Source organism: Parasphingorhabdus sp., from assembly GCF_041748495.1.
Lineage (GTDB): Bacteria > Pseudomonadota > Alphaproteobacteria > Sphingomonadales > Sphingomonadaceae > Parasphingorhabdus.
Window position 1 is genome coordinate 1 of the sequence record NZ_JBGTDD010000033.1, and the last position, 16,631, is coordinate 16,631.

Sequence of the window (16,631 nt, forward strand, 5' to 3'; positions counted from 1 at the left end):
GAAACCTTTCGATCCCGACGAGATCGACGAACGCGACGCAAAGCTCAGGATCGGTGCCATCGCCAAACGCCGCGTCGCCGGCAAAACTGCTCAGACCAAAAAATCACGCTGACAAGGCGGCGTCCTCGCCACGCTTACCCTGATTGGACATTTCCGAAATCCTAATAAGAACTTCGAGCATTTAGCGTCCCCTTCACCAGCCTATCGCGTAGGCTTATAAAACCGAGAACGACGGCTTCCGTGTGAGGCTTGCGAGTGCTTTAATATCCGGAATGAGGACGCGTAGCGGACGTAGGACCTGACTATTGCGAATGTCAGCCATTAGGGGTGGTTGCTGACCAGCCGCTTTCATTTCCCATCTAGTCAGCTCACAAGGCAGCAACTGGGTGGGGTGTTGACTGTCCGGTTTTTGGTGGGCGAAGTAGCTTAGCGGACAGGTTAGCCAGAAACGCTATGGGCGGCAGAACATCCTTGTTTGAAACACTAATATACAATTCTCGAATCGCTGATGTACCGAGCCATGGAAATGTAACGTTCGTTGTAATCCATCAGTAGATTTAGAATTCGCCTTGGGGAGAACATCAAAAGTTAGCGGAATACGAATATCATGCTGATTACAAATGCGATTATGAAACACGGGATTATTAGCCCGCCTAGTTTCATAATCGGATCGACGGATGCCATACCTTCCATGTCATTTTTGAGTGCGTAGCCTCGTCGCTTAAAGACCGCGTATACGCAAACAACATTGAAAAATATCGCCAGCAATCCAAAGATGACTTTATAAAGAAATAATCCTTGGAAATGGCTTTCGTCCAACATCAAAAGTCCGGTGATCAAGACCATCGTAAATGACGGTATCTCCACCCATATATCGGTTGCAAAATGTAGTTTTGAGGCCATTTTGAGAGATTCGCTATCTTTCATTCCGTCAAATTCGATAAAAAATTCTGCACCGACAACGCCTATCCAGATACCTAGGGCGATCAGGTGAAATGTAAGCAAAGTTGTCATCTGGTATAATCCTCCCCAAGGACCAGCTATTGTTGAGCCGAAGTGAAGAGATTGGTGAAATTGCTATGCATCAGATTATTTTCGATACCTCTGCGGCGGATCGCATCGCGCCTTCAATATAATGGATTCCAGTGCAGTCTCCGATTTCATGAACAACATGTCCTGCCGCGCGTAATTCATTCGCAAACCGCAAATCACCGCTTGCTCCCTTGGCAACAATGATTTGGTCGGCGTAGATTTTTACTGGTCTACCATCGGATTTCTGTGCAATAACGCAATCTCGCTTGATCTCAATGTTCTGTAGTGACGTTAACATCGCCACACCATGCTCACGGAGTGTATCAAGAACTCTCCAGCGCCGCACAATTTGGAGGCCAGCACCCATTTTAGGTGCGCTGTCCATCACGAAAACTTTGCGCCCCCGCTCCACAAGGAACTCGGCAAGCTCCAGCCCAACCAGTTCACCCCCGATGATGACGATATTGTCATCTAACGGCATCCATTTCTTCGTTGCCTCACGGATCAATGCTGGATTTTTGTTGGCGCCCGTAATCGAGCCCGCTTTAGACATAACACGTGTCATGAAACCAGTTTTCCGATCCAGTTCATCGGATGTTTCGCCAAGCAACAACTTCTTTAAATCGTCTCCTGAAAAAACATTCGGCAAGTCGCCTCCAGGTATTGGCGGGATATCCCTGCGCGCGCCCGATGCGACGATTACGGTATCGGGTTTTAATTCTTCTATCAGCGAAAGAGTGGCAGGCGTGTTTAGACGTATTTCTACGTTGGCAAGTTCTACGTTCCGCTTTAGCCAATTGAGGATACGCTCATTTGGTTCGTAGGCTATCGCTGCAAATTGAAGTGTCCCGCCCAGCCTGTCCGACTGTTCGACAAGTGTAACCCGGTGTCCTCGAGCAGATAGTCGCCGAGCAGACTCCATCCCCCCTGGTCCTCCTCCGACAACGACAATATGTTTTGCTTTCGTTACAGGAGGTAGCCAATTCGTCTGTTCAAACGCAGTCTCGGGGTTGACCGCACAGCGCACCGACCCACCATAATATATACTGCTTATACAGGTATAGCAGTAAATGCAGGGAAGTATGTCAGACGACCGGTTGCTCGCCAGCTTGTTCGGTAAGTCCGGATCTGCGAGCAGTTTGCGCCCCATCGCGACGAAATCTGCTGACTTATCCTTTATTAGATTATTGGCGATTTCAGGTTCGATGCGGCCCGACACAATTACCGGAATATTGACCGCATTCTTAATTTCCATTCCCTTCTCAATATTTAGGCCGGGAACATCAGGAGTATGTGAACCGGAGTGCAACGTACCTTGTGACGGATCATGATAGGCCGTGACTGTAATAGCATGCGCACCCGCATCTTCGGCTAGTTGAGCTGTTATTTTGGCATCTTTAATGGTGATGCCGCCTTCGCGCTCATATTCGGCTCCGTCGATTTTGCACCAAATAGCAATTTCTGGTCCGGCGGCCTCCCGCATCGCACGAATAATTTCACAAAGAAGTCGTGAGCGGTTTTCTACTAATCCACCATAGGCATCGTTGCGCTTGTTGGTGGCTGGCGAGATAAACGAAGACAGGAGATAGCCGTGCCCAGCATGAATCTCAATCCCATCGACACCAGCACGTTGCGCCCTGTCGGCGGCCTTACCGAACATGCCGATCAGCCAATTGATGTCCTCAATCGACATCACCCGATAAACTGGCTCAGGCATGCTAAATGTGGGAGATATTTCTTGCTCTTCCAGAAGAAAACCATCGAGCATATCACCTTCGGTGTATTCGGGAATAGACGGGGTCCAGACTGGTTTGCCAGCCACCATGTCGATTGCTGCAACAAGCCCGGCGAAATGGGCCTGAATTGCGAATTTTGCTCCATGGCTGTGGACCGCATCGGCAACTGCTTTCAATCCAGGGATATATCGGTCATCTGAAATTGCAGGCTGGTTTATCATATTTTGGCTGAGTGGGAGGGCTACCCCGACAACGCCCATGGTCACCAGCGCGGTCCCCCCTCGCGCCTGAGTTTCATGAAAAGCCCGGATGCGGTCACCGCATATACCGTCAGGTTCTGCCAGCCCCGCACCCATAGATGTTAGAAGAATACGGTTCTTCAAATGCATGGGCCCAATCTGGCCCGAAGAAAGCAAGGCGTCATATTGTGCCATACTAGTTATCCTCATTTAACATAGCAGTTTTCTGCTTTTTAATCGTTAGAGCTTGATCCTAAAATCAAGACCCCATGTGCGGGGTTCAGCGTAACTGACAGTCGAGATGCCAAGTGAACCAAAATCTACGCCGCCAAGCAGGTAATCCTGGCCAGTAAGATTCTTGGTCCAAACAGCTATCTGAGCCTCAGAGCGTCCGAATTTGAGTTCGGACAGCGTCAATCGCGCGTCAACGCGGCTGACTGGTCCATCAGAGATGAAGTTGTTGAAAGGATTCAACAATGTCGAAGAGTGCCAAAACATCCGACTGCGATAAGAATAATCCATCCGCGCTGTCAGCTGACCGAAACCGAAATGCGGTGCGCGATATTCTATCCCGATATTTGCTGTTGTGTCAGGCGAATACAAAAATTTGGCAGAACTTGCTATGTCAACAAGCTGATCGGTTGCCGGATCGCGTATTTCGAATGTCTTATATTTCCGGTCAAGGTAGCCGATGTTACCGGTGAGGGTTAGTTCATCGGTTAAAAGGGCAGCAAATTCGGCCTCAATGCCTGTGTAGACCGCCTTGCCTGCATTAACGGTAGTGCCAAGTGATCCGCCCGAACCTGCAAGAAACTGGCCTACCTGCACATCCTTATGGACTGCGTGAAACACCGCTACGTTGAAGCGCAGGCGACGATCAAATAATTCAGACTTCACACCGACTTCATAGGACGTGAGATTCTCGGGGTTAAATCCGTCATTGACTGAACGCGCATTGAAGCCGCCCGCCTTATAGCCGGTAGCAGCGCGAACATAGGTCATAATATCGCTGTTCCATTGGTAATCCACGGTCGCGGCCCAGTTCAGTTTGCTAAAATCCCGATCGAGATTACGTGCGAATGGGATTGTCTGATCCAGCTGCTTTTCATCCATCGTGTATCGCAAACCGCCGGTGAAGCTCAGACGATCAGTCAGTTCGGTAGTAACCTGTCCGAAAATTGCCTTCGACTGTGACTTGTACTTGTAGATCAGGTTGCTCGCGAGATTGACGCCAAACGAGTTGACACTCACTGTCGGAGTGACTTGAATAGGTGTTGGTGACGGGAGGATGAAGGTCAGAAATGTTGGGTTCTCTTCGTTTGCGACCTCATAAAAATAATAGGCGCCAGTTACGAAATCTGTGCGATCTCCAATTTTCCCAAGCAAGTTCAGTTCCTGCGTCCACTGATGCTGGTCCCGTTCGAAGGTTAGATGGAACAGGCTGATTGGCTGCACGCCCAGCGGGATAAAAGGCCCACCTGCAAATAGAATTGGGTCAACGGTAAAGCCCACTAATCCAGCATTGCCATCTTGATCGTTGATAACGCTATTCGTCCATTTGCGATAACTGGTGATCGAGCGGAGGGTCAAATCGCTGGAGAGGTCGACTTCGGCTGTGAGGGCATGGCCCTGCACCTTGTCACTGATGCGTCCATCATGATCGAGGCTGACTTGATTTAGTCTATCTCGTGACAATTGTGGCGTGGAGCCGCCAAGTGCCGCCGACGCATTTATATAAGCCAGAATGTCAGGTCGAGCGCTCGCAAGCTGATTTTGATTCGCTATGCTCTTGCGTTCATTGTAATCGAAAACATAGTCAAGGCGTAGCGGTCCGCCCTGATCATAGGCAACAGAAGCACGGAACGCATCGACATTAGAGGAACCCGGATCGCGATCATTCGGTGCCAAGAGATTATCGACATATCCACTACGCTGCTTATGCAAATAGGTGAATTGGGCGCGCAAGCCTGATTCGCCAAGTTCGCCAGTGTTCAATGTCGTTTTCGACTGAAACAAATCGAACCTACCATAGGTTAACATTTGTTCTGCACCCCCCTCACTTGTGGGTTTGCGTGAGATTAGATTAACCGCACCACCAATGGTGTTGCGCCCGTAGAGCGTCCCCTGCGGTCCACGCAGTACCTCAATACGTTCAAGGTCAACAAGGTCGAACACCGCACCGGAACTCCGGCCAAGGACCACGCCATCCACATAGAGGCCAACGGGGGAATCAACCGTCAAAATCGTTTCACTTTCTCCAATGCCGCGAATGAATAAGGCGATATTGGAGGTCGCCGCTCCAGTAGTGGTAATACTCAGATTTGGCGCCACTGCGGTAAGGCTTGATACATCGGCAATCCCTCGCTGTAGAATCATCTCAGCATTGATTGCGCTGATGGCGAGCGGAGTATCTTGAAGATTCTCTGATCTTTTCTGCGCAGTAACGACGATTACGTTTAGCCCGGACTCTTTGGGCTCCGAAAGATTACGGGATTCGGTTTGGGCAAATGCGGGAGCCGCAAGACAAAATGCAAGTGTGATAAAGCCGGTGATGCCGAGCAAGGAACAGTTGCCTTTAGTCATTTATTTTCTCCCCTGGAACTTTTTGCAGTGGACCGATTGATATAGTATGCGCGCTCTAGAAGAAGGGCCTTAGAGTTCATAATGGGGGCATTATAGTTCATGCCGCGGTAAATTTAGGAAGAACAATGTCTGCTACTCGACGATCCGCCCCAGCTTCAGCTGTCGTGGCACTCCTTGACGCGCTCGAAGCCATCGGGGGCGACGGAAAGGCTGCTCTCAAATCTGCGGGCCTTCGCTACCGAATGTGTGATCTTCGGGATGGGCAAGTTTCCTATGTGCCCCGATCTTCGTTCGCACGTTTCTCACAGGAATGCGTTCTGCAGTTCGAAGAACACGGATGCCGCCGGGATGCACGCCCAAGGTTTCCTGTTGATCGCCTGAAGATGTTATGTTTGATAGCGTCGGCATGTCCTACGCTCGATATTGCGATCGCGATGGCCATTGAGTTTCATCGTATTGCCATGGCCGAAACTCGCATGCTCTCATTGGACATTAACGATGACGTGGCGACATTGACAATGGACATCCCACTAAAGGAACGCCGGGTTGGCGACCTGCTGGTCACCATGTATGGGCTGACGATGTTTCATCGGCTGTTCGGTTGGTTGACAGGGGAGGAAATCCGGTTGACCGGTGTGACCTTGGCCTATCCATCCGCGCTGGAAGTGCCTGCCTTTAACGAATTGCTTCAACTGCGACCGGTTTTTGATGCATCGCATGATAGCATTGCATTCCCCGCCGCCTGTCTCGCGCGTCCCATTATGCAGAACTTTCAAGATATAGATCGCCTTTTTGCACTCTTCCCATTCGACCTACTGCCGCCAAACTATGACAAAGGACAGCTCTCGGATCATATCCGTGTTGCATTGCGCGCGGCTCTTGCGAGACGCGAAAGTCTTCCCGGCCTCACAGATCTAGCAACAATGTTCGGTCTTTCTGCGGCAACGCTACGTCGAAGAATCTCGAGCGAAGATACAACTCTTGTCCACTTGCGCGAGAGTTGTAGGCGCGAGGTAGCTTACGACCTACTCTTGGGGTCCAATCTCAGCATAAAAAATATCGCTTCTAGATTGCAATATTGTGATTCTGCCACTTTCAGGCGCGCATTCAGAAAATGGACTGGACACTCTCCAAGTGAGTTTCGAAATATGGAGGGGAACTCGAGTGCAACGGCCCAGTTTCCGTCCATAGCTCTAACCCATTGAACGACAGGTTTTGGTAGACAATATTTATGGCGGGAATGACCGAAAATGGAGCGTTAGCCGTCATTTCGATCGCGTTGAGCGAAAAGTCCGTATTCACCTCTGGCAAGCCAAAAGCCGACATTCCACAATCGTCCCACTTGCTGACATTTTGGATTATGCCGAACAGTTGATAAACATCCAATATGATCAACTACAAAGGGTCCAAGACGGATTCTTAACCACTGAACAATCGATATCTAAAAATGTCCAACCTGCTTCGCCTTCTCGCGATAAGTAATGCGGTGACAATTGGCACAGAGTCGTTGAACATTTTCGAGCGTCATCTCATGGCCAGCCCTCATGTCCTTCACCGGGACTTGCGCGTGGTGGACTTCGATACAGGCATGGGCGTAGACTGGACCATACCCTAAAGCAGACATTGGATCGACGCATGTGAAAACTACGTAGTTACTGGCACCACGACCCCAACTATTCTTCGCGAAATTCGACATGTGGAGAATTTCAATGCGTTTACGAACTATTGTCCCGCTGGCACTTGCAGCCGCGTTGTTCCTGGCGCCACCCGCATCTGCGCATTGCGACGGATTGGACGGGCCGGTGGTCGCCGCTGCGCGACAGGCATTACAATCGGGTGATCCGAACCCGGTGCTCATCTGGGTGCAACCTGATGACGAAGCAGAAGTGCGCCGTGCCTTCACCGAGGCCGTCGCAGTCCGTAAGCTGGGGCCCCAGGCTCGCGATATGGCCGACCGCTACTTCTTCGAGACTTTGGTTCGCGTTCACCGTGCGGGCGAGGGAGCTCCCTACACCGGCCTCAAGCCCGCTGGTCGAAACCTCGGTCCCGCAATTCCGCTTGCGGACCAGGCCGTCGAGAGCGGTTCTGACGCCGAAGTCGCAACCTTTGCTGCCAAAGAAGTCGAACAAGGCATCCACCAGAAGTTTGCCGACCTTCAGCGCAAGCGCAACTTCCGTCCGGACGATCTGGCGGCGGGCCGTGAGTATGTCGCCAGCTATGTCACGTTCGTGCACTACGTCGAAGGCTTGCATCAGGCCGCGGACGCCCTTGCTGCGGGCCATTACGCCGATGGCCAGCCGGCGTCGGCAGAACACCACGAGTGAGCGGCATGGACGAACGAGCGCTTTCCGGCTCCGACGTTCCGGCAGAGCCGGGAAGAGGACACGACAGTATCGGGAACAAGAAGTGGATCAGTGTCTGAAACCTGCCGCTGCAACTGTTCCCTGGTAGCCGCAATCACGGTGGCGTTCCTTTCGGCGGAAGAGGAGGGTGTTCTTAACGCCTAGCGTGTCCTCTTCGGCTGGGTCGCAGCCATTCTGATCGTATTTCGGCTGATCTGGGGCTTCGTCCGTGGCGAGCACAGTCGCTTCTCGGACTTCATTCGCCCGTCCCGTATCCGCCCTAAGATTCTTGGCCGCCGTCCGGCCCAAGGGTATGCTCTAGTTGCCCGGCAAGCCGGAAGAGCATGGCTTCGTCACCATAGCGGGAGCTGAACATAACACCAATTGGCACGCCTGATTTCGACATCGCAAGCGGCATCGACATACTCGGTTGTCCTGTCCGGTTCATCAACGCGCTGAAAGGACCAAATTCGGTAATTACTTTGAAATAGGCATCAAGATTGGCGGGTGAGAGGCCGAGGATACCGAGTTTGACTGGTGGTGACGCCAATGTGAGTGACAAGGAAGACGAGCGCAAATTACGGATATTGCAGCATGCAAAGGCATGTAGCCAAAATTTACCGCTATTCTGGCCTTGCCCGGGCCAGCTTCTACAGATGGAAGCGCGCCTAGAGCACCACCGATTGCTCGAGTAGACCTTCGAGATAAATTCGATAAACGGGTCTATATTTCTGATTGATAGTCTCGTTAATCTTCCACGGAATGCCAGAACCGAGATTGCAAGCATTTGTCTGTTTCGAATTCTCCGATGAATTCACTGGTAATTGTATCGACACCGTGTTTGCGGACACCTCGCGTGGACATGCATTGATGCTCAGCGCAAATCATGACAGCGACACCACGAGGTTTAAGTTCGTCGTTGAGGCTATTTGCGATCTGCGCGGTCAACCGCTCCTGAATCTGAAGCCGTTTGGAATATAAATCAACCAGCCTCGCGAGTTTGGAGATGCCAACCACCTTTTCATTCGGAAGATACGCGATATGCGCGGTTCCTATGATCGGTGCCAAATGATGCTCGCAATAGCTTTCCAGCCTGATGCCTCGCAGAAGCACCATATCGCGATAGCCGTTTACTTCACCAAAATTTTTTGAAAGGATATCGCCCGGCACCCCATTATAACCGGAAAACCATTCTGCAAACGCTCTGACAACACGTTTCGGCGTATCAGCCAACCCTTCCCGACGCGGATCCTCACCTATCCACCGGAGAAGATTTCGAACCGCTTGCTCAGCTTCTGCCTGACTGACATCGTCATCATCCTTGACGGGATCATGGATACCATTTTGTAAGGGAATTCCTGCTTCGGTTGCTCCAAAGGTCATATTCTAAATCCTACCATGTATAAATATTGTTGATCTTAACGGGCAGCTGCAATCCAGCCCGGATTATTGAGAAACGGATTTCAGATAATTTATAATCGCCTTTCGTTCAGACGGATTATTCAGCCGAAAGCCCATGGCCGTTCCCGGAGCGACGGCGGTAGGATTGGCAAGCCAGCGGTCCAGATTGCTCTCGTTCCATGTCAAGTTGAGTTTTTTGAGTGCGTTCGTATAACGATAATCCGCAACGCTCCCCGCCTTTCGTCCGTATACACCGCGATGACGGGGCCCGACGCGGTTCTGATCGACTGAGTGGCAGGCCCCGCACCGGCGGGTGTATAGTTCCTTCCCGGACAAGGCGGTACCGGTGGCCGCCAGAGCCGACACATGTATAAATTCGGCTCCGATCGGCACGCTATCGTGGTTGGCTGCATTTCGCGATTGCAGCGGCGCGAATTGCTTATCAGAGTCCTGCATGAAGATGAATGTTGCGATGCCCGCAATCAATGCGACCGCGATGCTCAGTCGATAACTCATGTCCCGATACCTAATTGCGTGGTGGAAGATTTATCCAAAGATCAACGCTGCCTTTGGTATGGGTTCGCCAAGTGCATTGCCCAGAATAGCGGCATGAAACGCCTCGTCGCCCGCCATCTGGGCGGCTACTTGATGAAAGTTGACGCCCAGCGAGGGGATCAGGCCGAGATAGGCGTTGGCAGCGCCGCGCTCGAGACCGAGCGCGAGACGCAGGACATCTTCCTGGTTTTTCAGCGACGCAACATTCAGCGCTTCTGCATATTCTGAATCCGATTTAGCTACCACAGGCTCGCCTGTCGGCGATCTTCGATAGCCAACTCACGCATTGCATGATCAAACGCTCTTCTTTGTGTCTATGCAGGTCGACTGTCTCATAACCACATCGACGGCTACCCACTCTTTCAAATGACCGCCCGGGCCTGTCGAGCCAAGTTCGGCGGTTTCGGGAACATGTTGCCTTTTTTAACCAGTCCCATTTCGATGTGAAGCGCGTTGCCAAGATTACGAGACAGCGCCATGTTCGCACCGTTCAGCGCCAGAATACAAATAGCGTTTTCCACAAGCAGCAGGGCCACTTGGTTTGTTTGATGGGAAGGAAGTTACTGCACATGTTTAGTGGTTCTTGCGGGCGGTGCCGTGCGGTGGTTTCGGCGGTGTTTTTGATGTGCGTCGCCAGCATTCCTGCGTTTGGGACGTCGGCAACACCGCTCCGCCTTCATTCTCCCAGTTTGCGATTGCTGCTTGAACCAAAATCCTTTGTCCCGGAACCGCTATCCTATACTCAAATCCATCTTGCGCCATCATGGCCGTATTACTTCCGAATGTTTATACAGGGGGGATGGAGCCACCCGAAGTGGCTCCATCATTTTCGTTTTATGAAGCAGATGCACTCGGTTTTGTCGACATCGCTTCGATACGTGCGATTTGATCCTTGATCGACAGCTTCAATTTCTTGAGCTCGCTCATTCTAGCTGGATCATGGCTCGACGCCTTTTGTTTTTTCGCAATCTTGCGATCAATTACGTCGTGCTTTTTTCTGAGCCGACGAAGAAATGATTTGGACATATTGTCCTCCGTTAGAGTTAGAATATTTGAAATGCTGATCCGTCGAGCACGGGCTGCCGAATGAGGGAGGAGGTTGGCAGCCCGTGCTCTGTGGACCAATGACGTTAGGCGGGTTTTGACTGACCTGACATTTGTGTTCTCAGCGCGCCTGAAACGCTATTATTCAATGCCGGCTTCACCTTTTGTTGCTTGGGTTTTCTTGGCTCCCGGCTTCCGGTTCTATTCTTCTTTGCCATTTTATAATCCTGTCGATTAGGTTCCTGTCAAAGAGCCTTCGGCTCTCGCGGATACGTGCCTGACCCGGATGGCAATTGCCATTTCCCGGATCAGGCCAAATCAATCGGTTCGGGCGGATAGCACCGTGCTTTTCGATAGTTCACTATTTATATCTCCAGTATAGGTTCGGAAGCCGTTCATCCATCGGTGAGCGTCACCCAAGGTTCAGCCTTCCCCCTCGCATGGGTCATATGTTTATGCTTGCGTGGATCAAGGCCATTGTCGAGAGAGTTAGCGAAACCGCGAATATGCCGAGAATGGCGCGATATTCACTTTTACTAAGTGATGGTTCCTGCGCTGACAACTGGTCAGCATTGATCCGGTGAACTGCTATATCCTGTATCATCTTCTAATCCTTTAAACACGCTACCAACCGAGACCAGCTCGCACAGGTCCCCATCTGTTCGCGCAATATGTCACGAAAAAGCCCCGCAAAAAATTGCAGCAATTGCTTTCCGCTTATTAATTTTGAGAGCGCAGCCGGGTTATTGAAAACTTGAGCTGGAGCACGCGTCGAAAACGCATATCCCCGGTGCCGGAAGACTGTTGTCCTCGACCGGGGGAGGCTAGAGCGTTAGCAGTTTTTCCATGCTAAGAAGCCACAGAGTGGATAATATCATGACCATGCCCTCAAGATAGGGCAGCTATTTTTTTAGTCAAGCCAGAACCTAAGATATGTACGGCCTCCGCAAAATTGTCACGAATAATGCTGACAGGTTGGCTCATGCAGTCTAAAATCTACATATGTACAGAATCCGATCCAGAAAACAGACCCCTGATATTGCAATTGACCTGGGTACGGCGAACACGCGCATAATGACAGCGGCGGACGGGATTATTTTTGACGAACCGACCCTTTGCTGTTTTTCCGGTGATACCGGCAGGAAAAAGTTGGTCGCAGCCGGCCTGGACGCGATCAGAATGCGCGGCCATTATACTAGCGACCTGTGCGTTGTTCGTCCGCTGAGCTATGGTGTTCTCAATGATATAGACGCGACGCGGATGTTTCTCCAATATGCCATTCGCGGTAGAATCGGGAAACCACGCAGAGGAGGATTAATTGCAACGATTGGGGTCCCGACCGATGCCACAAGTGCGGAGCGCAACGCCTTGATGACGGCGGCAAGAGACGCCGGGATGTCTTCGGTCACTTTGATCGATGAAACTATCGCTGCGGCGAAAGGTGCTGGCATCGAAGTTGAAGCTCCAAATGGTGCAATGATTCTCGAATGCGGTGCAGGTCTTACCGAGGCTGTCGTCCTGTCTCTCGGTGGCCTATGTGGTCGCGCCGCCATTCGAAAGGGCGGAGACAGTCTCGACCAGTCGATCCTCGATCACCTCCATTTCAAGCACAAGTTTCTGATCGGACAGAATATGGCGGAACAAACAAAACTCGAACTGGTCGAGCAGATGATCGCCGATGCAAATGCAACCGGATCGATCAATGTTAAAGGGCAGAATATGGTAACCGGATTACCGGAGACCAGGTCCATTCCGACTCAGGAACTGGCCACTTTGGTTGGCAAACATATCGACGCAATCGCCGACATGTCCGCAAATCTTTTGGCCAACACTGCCCCCGAACTATGCGATGATATCTGTTCCAACGGAATCATTTTGACCGGCGGCAGTGCAGCGATCAACCTGATTGGACAGACTCTGACCGACCGGATTGGCGTTCCGGTAACGGTGGCGGACCATTCCAAATCATGCGTTGCCTTCGGCCTGCACAGCGCGTTGGTTCATTAGCGCTCTCCAGCAACCATTCCAGCGGATTGACTCCATGGCAGTGCTCGACCATATCCATCGTATATCTACGACCATTCCTCTTGGGCGACATCGCCACCTTTCGGAACAGCTCGCCGCAGGAAGCTGACCCGGATCTGCGCTATGGGCCTCGACAAAATGGGACCCGGGATTTTCCACAATCCATATTGAGAAAAAAGCATCGCATTTCGCATTGCTTTCCATCCAGTTTTGAAAAGTGCCATTTTCATGAAGAACGCCAATATCAACTTGGAAGCGATGTGTCCTGTCATCCATATGATCGATCGTGAAAGCACACGATTGAAGTTTTCGCGATGGCGAGGGAAGCCCATAATCCGAAAGTGGTTGAAATGCTTTATGTGGAGCTTGGCCGCGCAGAACTGCACGCCGCCGATGGTATGCCGCCCAATGTCGTGACGATGAACGGCACTGTCGAATTTATCGATGAGAAAAGCGGTATGCTGCGTATGCTGAAAGTCGTCTACCCGCAAGATGCAGATATTGGATATGATCGCCTTTCCATTCTAACCCCGGTGGGAGCGGGCTTGATCGGGATGATGGCTGGTGAAACTACTGCCTGGCCGGACCGAACCGGAGTTGAACGAATCTTGCGTATCGTAAATGTGAGACCGCCTGAAAATCCGGATAAAATCGAGGACTGAGATCATGGAGAAAGAACTTGGTCGCTATCGCTGCATCACCGATGAAGATTGTTATCTCGAAGTCATCGAATATCAGCATGTCAGGATAACAGACACGGACAGCGGCGTACGTCACTACCCCGGTGCACGGCGGTTGGCCACTGCGAGCAATAAATCTGTTCGCTACATTGATAATATGACGTTTGAAATTATTGACACAGGCAAATTGGTTCGGCGAACGGATTGAACCTGAATATGAGTTTCTCCCGCTTGTTGGTGATTATTCAAATGAAATATTGGGAGTGAAAAATGATTTGATTTGTCACTCCGACATGCCTCGTTGCGCCTGCAATGCTGTTCAGCCTTATACTTCCGGCCAACCCCTCGGTTGTCTGGCTGTCAGCGCCTGTGATTATGCTTATGTGTTTCGGATTTTGGGAGTCTGTTCAGACCAGCCACACGCTGCGTCGCAACTATGTGGTGATCGCGCATATGCACTGGATTTTTGAAAGAATTTTCACGAGATCATTCATATTCGTTCTCCATGATATTTAGTCTTAGACATTCAGCTAGTATCAGTTTTCCCGCTGATTTCCCGTCAGCCAGGCTGCAGCGCCCACTACCAATAGAAATATGAGACTAGATATTAGCGTATTTTAATTGGTCGTTTTTTACGCAAAAAATGTCTCATGATATATTTGGATTGCTTTTTGCGTATTATATTGGTAGTTCTAGGCCATTGGACTCATAACACTAATCCTTGCAATCTATTCCGAGGCGAAGAATGACAAATGTTGCACTGGACACTCAGGAATTTCGTAATGCACTGGGATCGTTTGCGACGGGCGTCACCATCGTGACAACGGCAATAAATCCGGCCGAACCTGTGGGCGTAACCGCGAGCAGCTTTAATTCGGTTTCCCTGGACCCGCCCTTGGTTCTATGGTCTCTCGCCAAAAAGTCATTATCACTTGATGCATTTCGAGAAAGCGGCCATTTTGCGGTCCATATCCTGTCCTGCCTTCAGGAAAATCTATCCAACGCGTTTGCCCGTTCAGGCACAGACAAATTCGCCAATGTGGAATGGCAGCCAGGCGTGATTGGATCGCCTGTGCTGAATGAATTTGCAGCCAGATTCGAGTGCCGGACTGTTCACCAATATGAAGGTGGGGACCATATTATTTTTGTCGGTGAGGTCATCGCTTTCGACAAGCGCGACCACCCTCCTCTTGTGTTCCATGGTGGAAACTATGCTGAAACTCGGTCAAAAACATTCATTGATGAGGCTCCAACGGTAGAACCGGAACAAGCTCGGTTTACCGAAGATTTTTTCCTCTATCTATTGTCGCGCGCGCATTTTCAGACTTCTGAAATTACTCGCACAAAAACAGAAGAGCTTGGCCTCAGTCAAACCGAATATCTAGCGATTGCAGTCCTCGGTATGAATGCACCGCTACCTGCCGGAGAGTTGATTGCCCGGTTACAACACACAGGCCATGCGCCAGATGATACCGAAATAGCGAATATGATAAGCAAAGGCCTCATACAGGACGCCGATGGCGCACTCGCTCTAACTCTATCATCGCGCAGTATATTCATTTCGACCCTGTCGGTGGCCAAGGCTTTCGAGGATGATTTACTCGATCATTTTACGCCTGGAGAAATTGCAGACACTAAACGCATTCTCAAAAAGATCATCGATCTGACCGGCGATAATATCCCGAGTCTCTGGGAATAGTCAGACCGAGAAAACTTCAGAAAAAAATAGGCGTCCATTGTTTTCTAGCAATGGACGCCAGTTATTCGATTCGGGAGAAAAGAATCTTTTTTCAGGTCATGCCGCGTCTTCCCACGGGTCACGCGAGGTGCCTTTGGAGATATAATGACCATTCACACGTTTCTGGAAATCGCTAGCCCGCTCGCGTGCATTGAAGAACTGCTTGTACCAAATCCTGACTTTATCAAAGGGGCCGTCGCCCTTCACCATCATCGGGCTCAGACACGGCCGCTTATCGGCCCATATTTCAAAGTCTTGTGCAAAGGCATCTAATCCGGCTTTTTCATATTCGCCTGCAATAGAAATATCTGTCTCAGTTGGCTTTTCGTTGGGGGATTTGACGAGCAATCCATACCATACTTTCACCAAACCATCGTCGACTGGCGTATGTGCGATCAGCATATGAGAGGGATAATCGCCCTCCATTGTCGACTGCAGAATTCCGGGGCCGGTATACCACGTGTCGTTGGTCATCCCCTCCTCCTTGCTGCTCAGTGTCCGATGACCCGCTTTCAAGACCTGCCAACAGACATGATCTTCAAAGCGATTTTCGAAGATCGCCATATCTTCGCTGCCGTGTACCGGCACCAAATGCCCCTTGTCCGCAATATTGTCGACAATTTCCTGCGGGTGACTGTTCAGTTCGCCAAGCGGCTCAATATTCCATTTAACCCATTGCGAATTGTAATAATTTTCAAAGGCCGGCAAAGCATAATCCGGCTCCCCGCCTTCTTCATCATGCCATATCCACAAACAGCCAGCCCTTTCGATAACTTTCCAGTTTTTCAAACAGGCTTTCTTCGGGATCGGGCCGGGAGAATAGGGAATGTCGTTGCATTTACCATCGGGACCAAACCGCCAAGCATGATAGGGGCAACGGATATTGTCACCTTCAACATGGCTTTTGTCCTTCACCACGTAAGAAGTCGTGTTTTTGGCCAGATGAGTGCCCATATGGGGGCAATAGGCTTCGACAAGAAATACACGTCCGCTCTGGCCACGATAGAGCACCATGTCTTCACCAAAATAGCGCACCGCAACCGGCGTATCTGTGACCTCGGCAGAGCTCGCGATCATGAACCAACCACGCGGATAGGTATATTCGCCCAATTTGTAATCTGCGGTCGTCGCCATAGTCTCTCTCCGAGTCTCGTTTTTATGCCCCCTTTTACATAAATCGTAGATATTGATCAACACTATTGATAAATTAAACGTCTCATAGCCATATATTCTGATAAACGCGTAGATAAAATATT

16 protein-coding genes are annotated in these 16,631 nt (G+C 50.6%); 6 read left to right on the plus strand and 10 right to left on the minus strand.

Annotated features, from left to right (window positions below; genetic code table 11):
• Nucleotides 1-588: 588 nt before the first annotated feature.
• The 3 genes from ACEW8J_RS02440 to ACEW8J_RS02450 form a co-directional block, all read right to left on the minus strand.
• Nucleotides 589-1,014, minus strand: a complete 426-nt coding sequence (locus tag ACEW8J_RS02440; protein ID WP_373490040.1) for a hypothetical protein — start codon at nt 1,012-1,014, stop codon at nt 589-591.
• A gap of 70 nt (nt 1,015-1,084) precedes the next feature.
• Nucleotides 1,085-3,202, minus strand: a complete 2,118-nt coding sequence (locus ACEW8J_RS02445; RefSeq protein WP_373490041.1) for an FAD-dependent oxidoreductase — start codon at nt 3,200-3,202, stop codon at nt 1,085-1,087.
• 45 nt (nt 3,203-3,247) lie between these two features.
• Complete coding sequence (locus tag ACEW8J_RS02450; protein ID WP_373490042.1) at nt 3,248-5,590, minus strand: TonB-dependent receptor; 2,343 nt, start codon at nt 5,588-5,590, stop codon at nt 3,248-3,250.
• A 125-nt stretch (nt 5,591-5,715) separates the two neighbouring features.
• Between ACEW8J_RS02450 and ACEW8J_RS02455 the strand changes: the two genes are divergently transcribed.
• Entirely contained in the window at nt 5,716-6,795 is a 1,080-nt protein-coding gene (locus ACEW8J_RS02455) for a helix-turn-helix domain-containing protein (RefSeq protein ID WP_373490043.1), read from the plus strand.
• 504 nt (nt 6,796-7,299) lie between these two features.
• A complete protein-coding gene (locus ACEW8J_RS02460; RefSeq protein ID WP_373490044.1) occupies nt 7,300-7,914 on the plus strand; it encodes a DUF6448 family protein in 615 nt (204 codons plus the stop codon).
• Nucleotides 7,915-8,212: 298 nt separating this feature from the next.
• On the opposite strand, the gene ACEW8J_RS02465 is transcribed toward ACEW8J_RS02460, so the two are convergent.
• The 6 genes from ACEW8J_RS02465 to ACEW8J_RS02490 form a co-directional block, all read right to left on the minus strand.
• Nucleotides 8,213-8,482, minus strand: coding sequence for an amidase family protein (locus tag ACEW8J_RS02465; RefSeq protein WP_373490045.1), 270 nt, complete (start codon nt 8,480-8,482; stop codon nt 8,213-8,215).
• A gap of 197 nt (nt 8,483-8,679) precedes the next feature.
• Nucleotides 8,680-9,315 carry a GTP cyclohydrolase I FolE gene (folE, locus tag ACEW8J_RS02470; RefSeq protein WP_373490046.1) on the minus strand — a complete coding sequence of 212 codons (636 nt, stop codon included), beginning with the start codon at nt 9,313-9,315 and terminating at the stop codon, nt 8,680-8,682.
• A gap of 63 nt (nt 9,316-9,378) precedes the next feature.
• Nucleotides 9,379-9,849: a cytochrome c family protein gene (locus tag ACEW8J_RS02475; RefSeq protein WP_373490047.1), complete on the minus strand. Its 471-nt coding sequence runs from the start codon at nt 9,847-9,849 to the stop codon at nt 9,379-9,381.
• 30 nt (nt 9,850-9,879) lie between these two features.
• Nucleotides 9,880-10,134 carry a ferritin-like domain-containing protein gene (locus tag ACEW8J_RS02480; RefSeq protein WP_373490048.1) on the minus strand — a complete coding sequence of 85 codons (255 nt, stop codon included), beginning with the start codon at nt 10,132-10,134 and terminating at the stop codon, nt 9,880-9,882.
• Nucleotides 10,135-10,250: 116 nt separating this feature from the next.
• A complete protein-coding gene (locus ACEW8J_RS02485) occupies nt 10,251-10,424 on the minus strand; it encodes a hypothetical protein (protein WP_373490049.1) in 174 nt (57 codons plus the stop codon).
• Between the two features lie 298 nt (nt 10,425-10,722).
• Nucleotides 10,723-10,914, minus strand: coding sequence for a YdcH family protein (locus tag ACEW8J_RS02490; protein WP_373490050.1), 192 nt, complete (start codon nt 10,912-10,914; stop codon nt 10,723-10,725).
• A 1,020-nt stretch (nt 10,915-11,934) separates the two neighbouring features.
• On the opposite strand from ACEW8J_RS02490, the gene ACEW8J_RS02495 reads away from it, so the two are divergent.
• The 4 genes from ACEW8J_RS02495 to ACEW8J_RS02510 all read left to right on the plus strand — a co-directional run bounded on the left by ACEW8J_RS02495 (nt 11,935) and on the right by ACEW8J_RS02510 (nt 15,336).
• Entirely contained in the window at nt 11,935-12,939 is a 1,005-nt protein-coding gene (locus ACEW8J_RS02495) for a rod shape-determining protein (RefSeq protein WP_373490051.1), read from the plus strand.
• Between the two features lie 368 nt (nt 12,940-13,307).
• Nucleotides 13,308-13,619, plus strand: coding sequence for a GreA/GreB family elongation factor (locus tag ACEW8J_RS02500; protein WP_373490052.1), 312 nt, complete (start codon nt 13,308-13,310; stop codon nt 13,617-13,619).
• Nucleotides 13,620-13,623: 4 nt separating this feature from the next.
• Entirely contained in the window at nt 13,624-13,845 is a 222-nt protein-coding gene (locus ACEW8J_RS02505; protein WP_373490053.1) for a hypothetical protein, read from the plus strand.
• A 537-nt stretch (nt 13,846-14,382) separates the two neighbouring features.
• Nucleotides 14,383-15,336, plus strand: coding sequence for a flavin reductase (locus ACEW8J_RS02510; RefSeq protein ID WP_373490054.1), 954 nt, complete (start codon nt 14,383-14,385; stop codon nt 15,334-15,336).
• A gap of 96 nt (nt 15,337-15,432) precedes the next feature.
• On the opposite strand, the gene ACEW8J_RS02515 is transcribed toward ACEW8J_RS02510, so the two are convergent.
• Entirely contained in the window at nt 15,433-16,509 is a 1,077-nt protein-coding gene (locus ACEW8J_RS02515; protein ID WP_373490055.1) for a Rieske 2Fe-2S domain-containing protein, read from the minus strand.
• Nucleotides 16,510-16,631: the final 122 nt, after the last annotated feature.

Excerpts from the sequence above, each read along its gene's own strand:
- ACEW8J_RS02440 (WP_373490040.1), bottom strand. The coding sequence starts at position 1,014 with ATGACAACTTTGCTTACATTTCACCTGATCGCCCTAGGTATCTGGATA.
- ACEW8J_RS02445 (WP_373490041.1), bottom strand. The coding sequence starts at position 3,202 with ATGGCACAATATGACGCCTTGCTTTCTTCGGGCCAGATTGGGCCCATG.
- ACEW8J_RS02450 (WP_373490042.1), bottom strand. The coding sequence starts at position 5,590 with ATGACTAAAGGCAACTGTTCCTTGCTCGGCATCACCGGCTTTATCACA.
- ACEW8J_RS02455 (WP_373490043.1), top strand. The coding sequence starts at position 5,716 with ATGTCTGCTACTCGACGATCCGCCCCAGCTTCAGCTGTCGTGGCACTC.
- ACEW8J_RS02460 (WP_373490044.1), top strand. The coding sequence starts at position 7,300 with ATGCGTTTACGAACTATTGTCCCGCTGGCACTTGCAGCCGCGTTGTTC.
- folE (WP_373490046.1), bottom strand. The coding sequence starts at position 9,315 with ATGACCTTTGGAGCAACCGAAGCAGGAATTCCCTTACAAAATGGTATC.
- ACEW8J_RS02475 (WP_373490047.1), bottom strand. The coding sequence starts at position 9,849 with ATGAGTTATCGACTGAGCATCGCGGTCGCATTGATTGCGGGCATCGCA.
- ACEW8J_RS02490 (WP_373490050.1), bottom strand. The coding sequence starts at position 10,914 with ATGTCCAAATCATTTCTTCGTCGGCTCAGAAAAAAGCACGACGTAATT.
- ACEW8J_RS02495 (WP_373490051.1), top strand. The coding sequence starts at position 11,935 with ATGTACAGAATCCGATCCAGAAAACAGACCCCTGATATTGCAATTGAC.
- ACEW8J_RS02500 (WP_373490052.1), top strand. The coding sequence starts at position 13,308 with ATGCTTTATGTGGAGCTTGGCCGCGCAGAACTGCACGCCGCCGATGGT.
- ACEW8J_RS02505 (WP_373490053.1), top strand. The coding sequence starts at position 13,624 with ATGGAGAAAGAACTTGGTCGCTATCGCTGCATCACCGATGAAGATTGT.
- ACEW8J_RS02510 (WP_373490054.1), top strand. The coding sequence starts at position 14,383 with ATGACAAATGTTGCACTGGACACTCAGGAATTTCGTAATGCACTGGGA.
- ACEW8J_RS02515 (WP_373490055.1), bottom strand. The coding sequence starts at position 16,509 with ATGGCGACGACCGCAGATTACAAATTGGGCGAATATACCTATCCGCGT.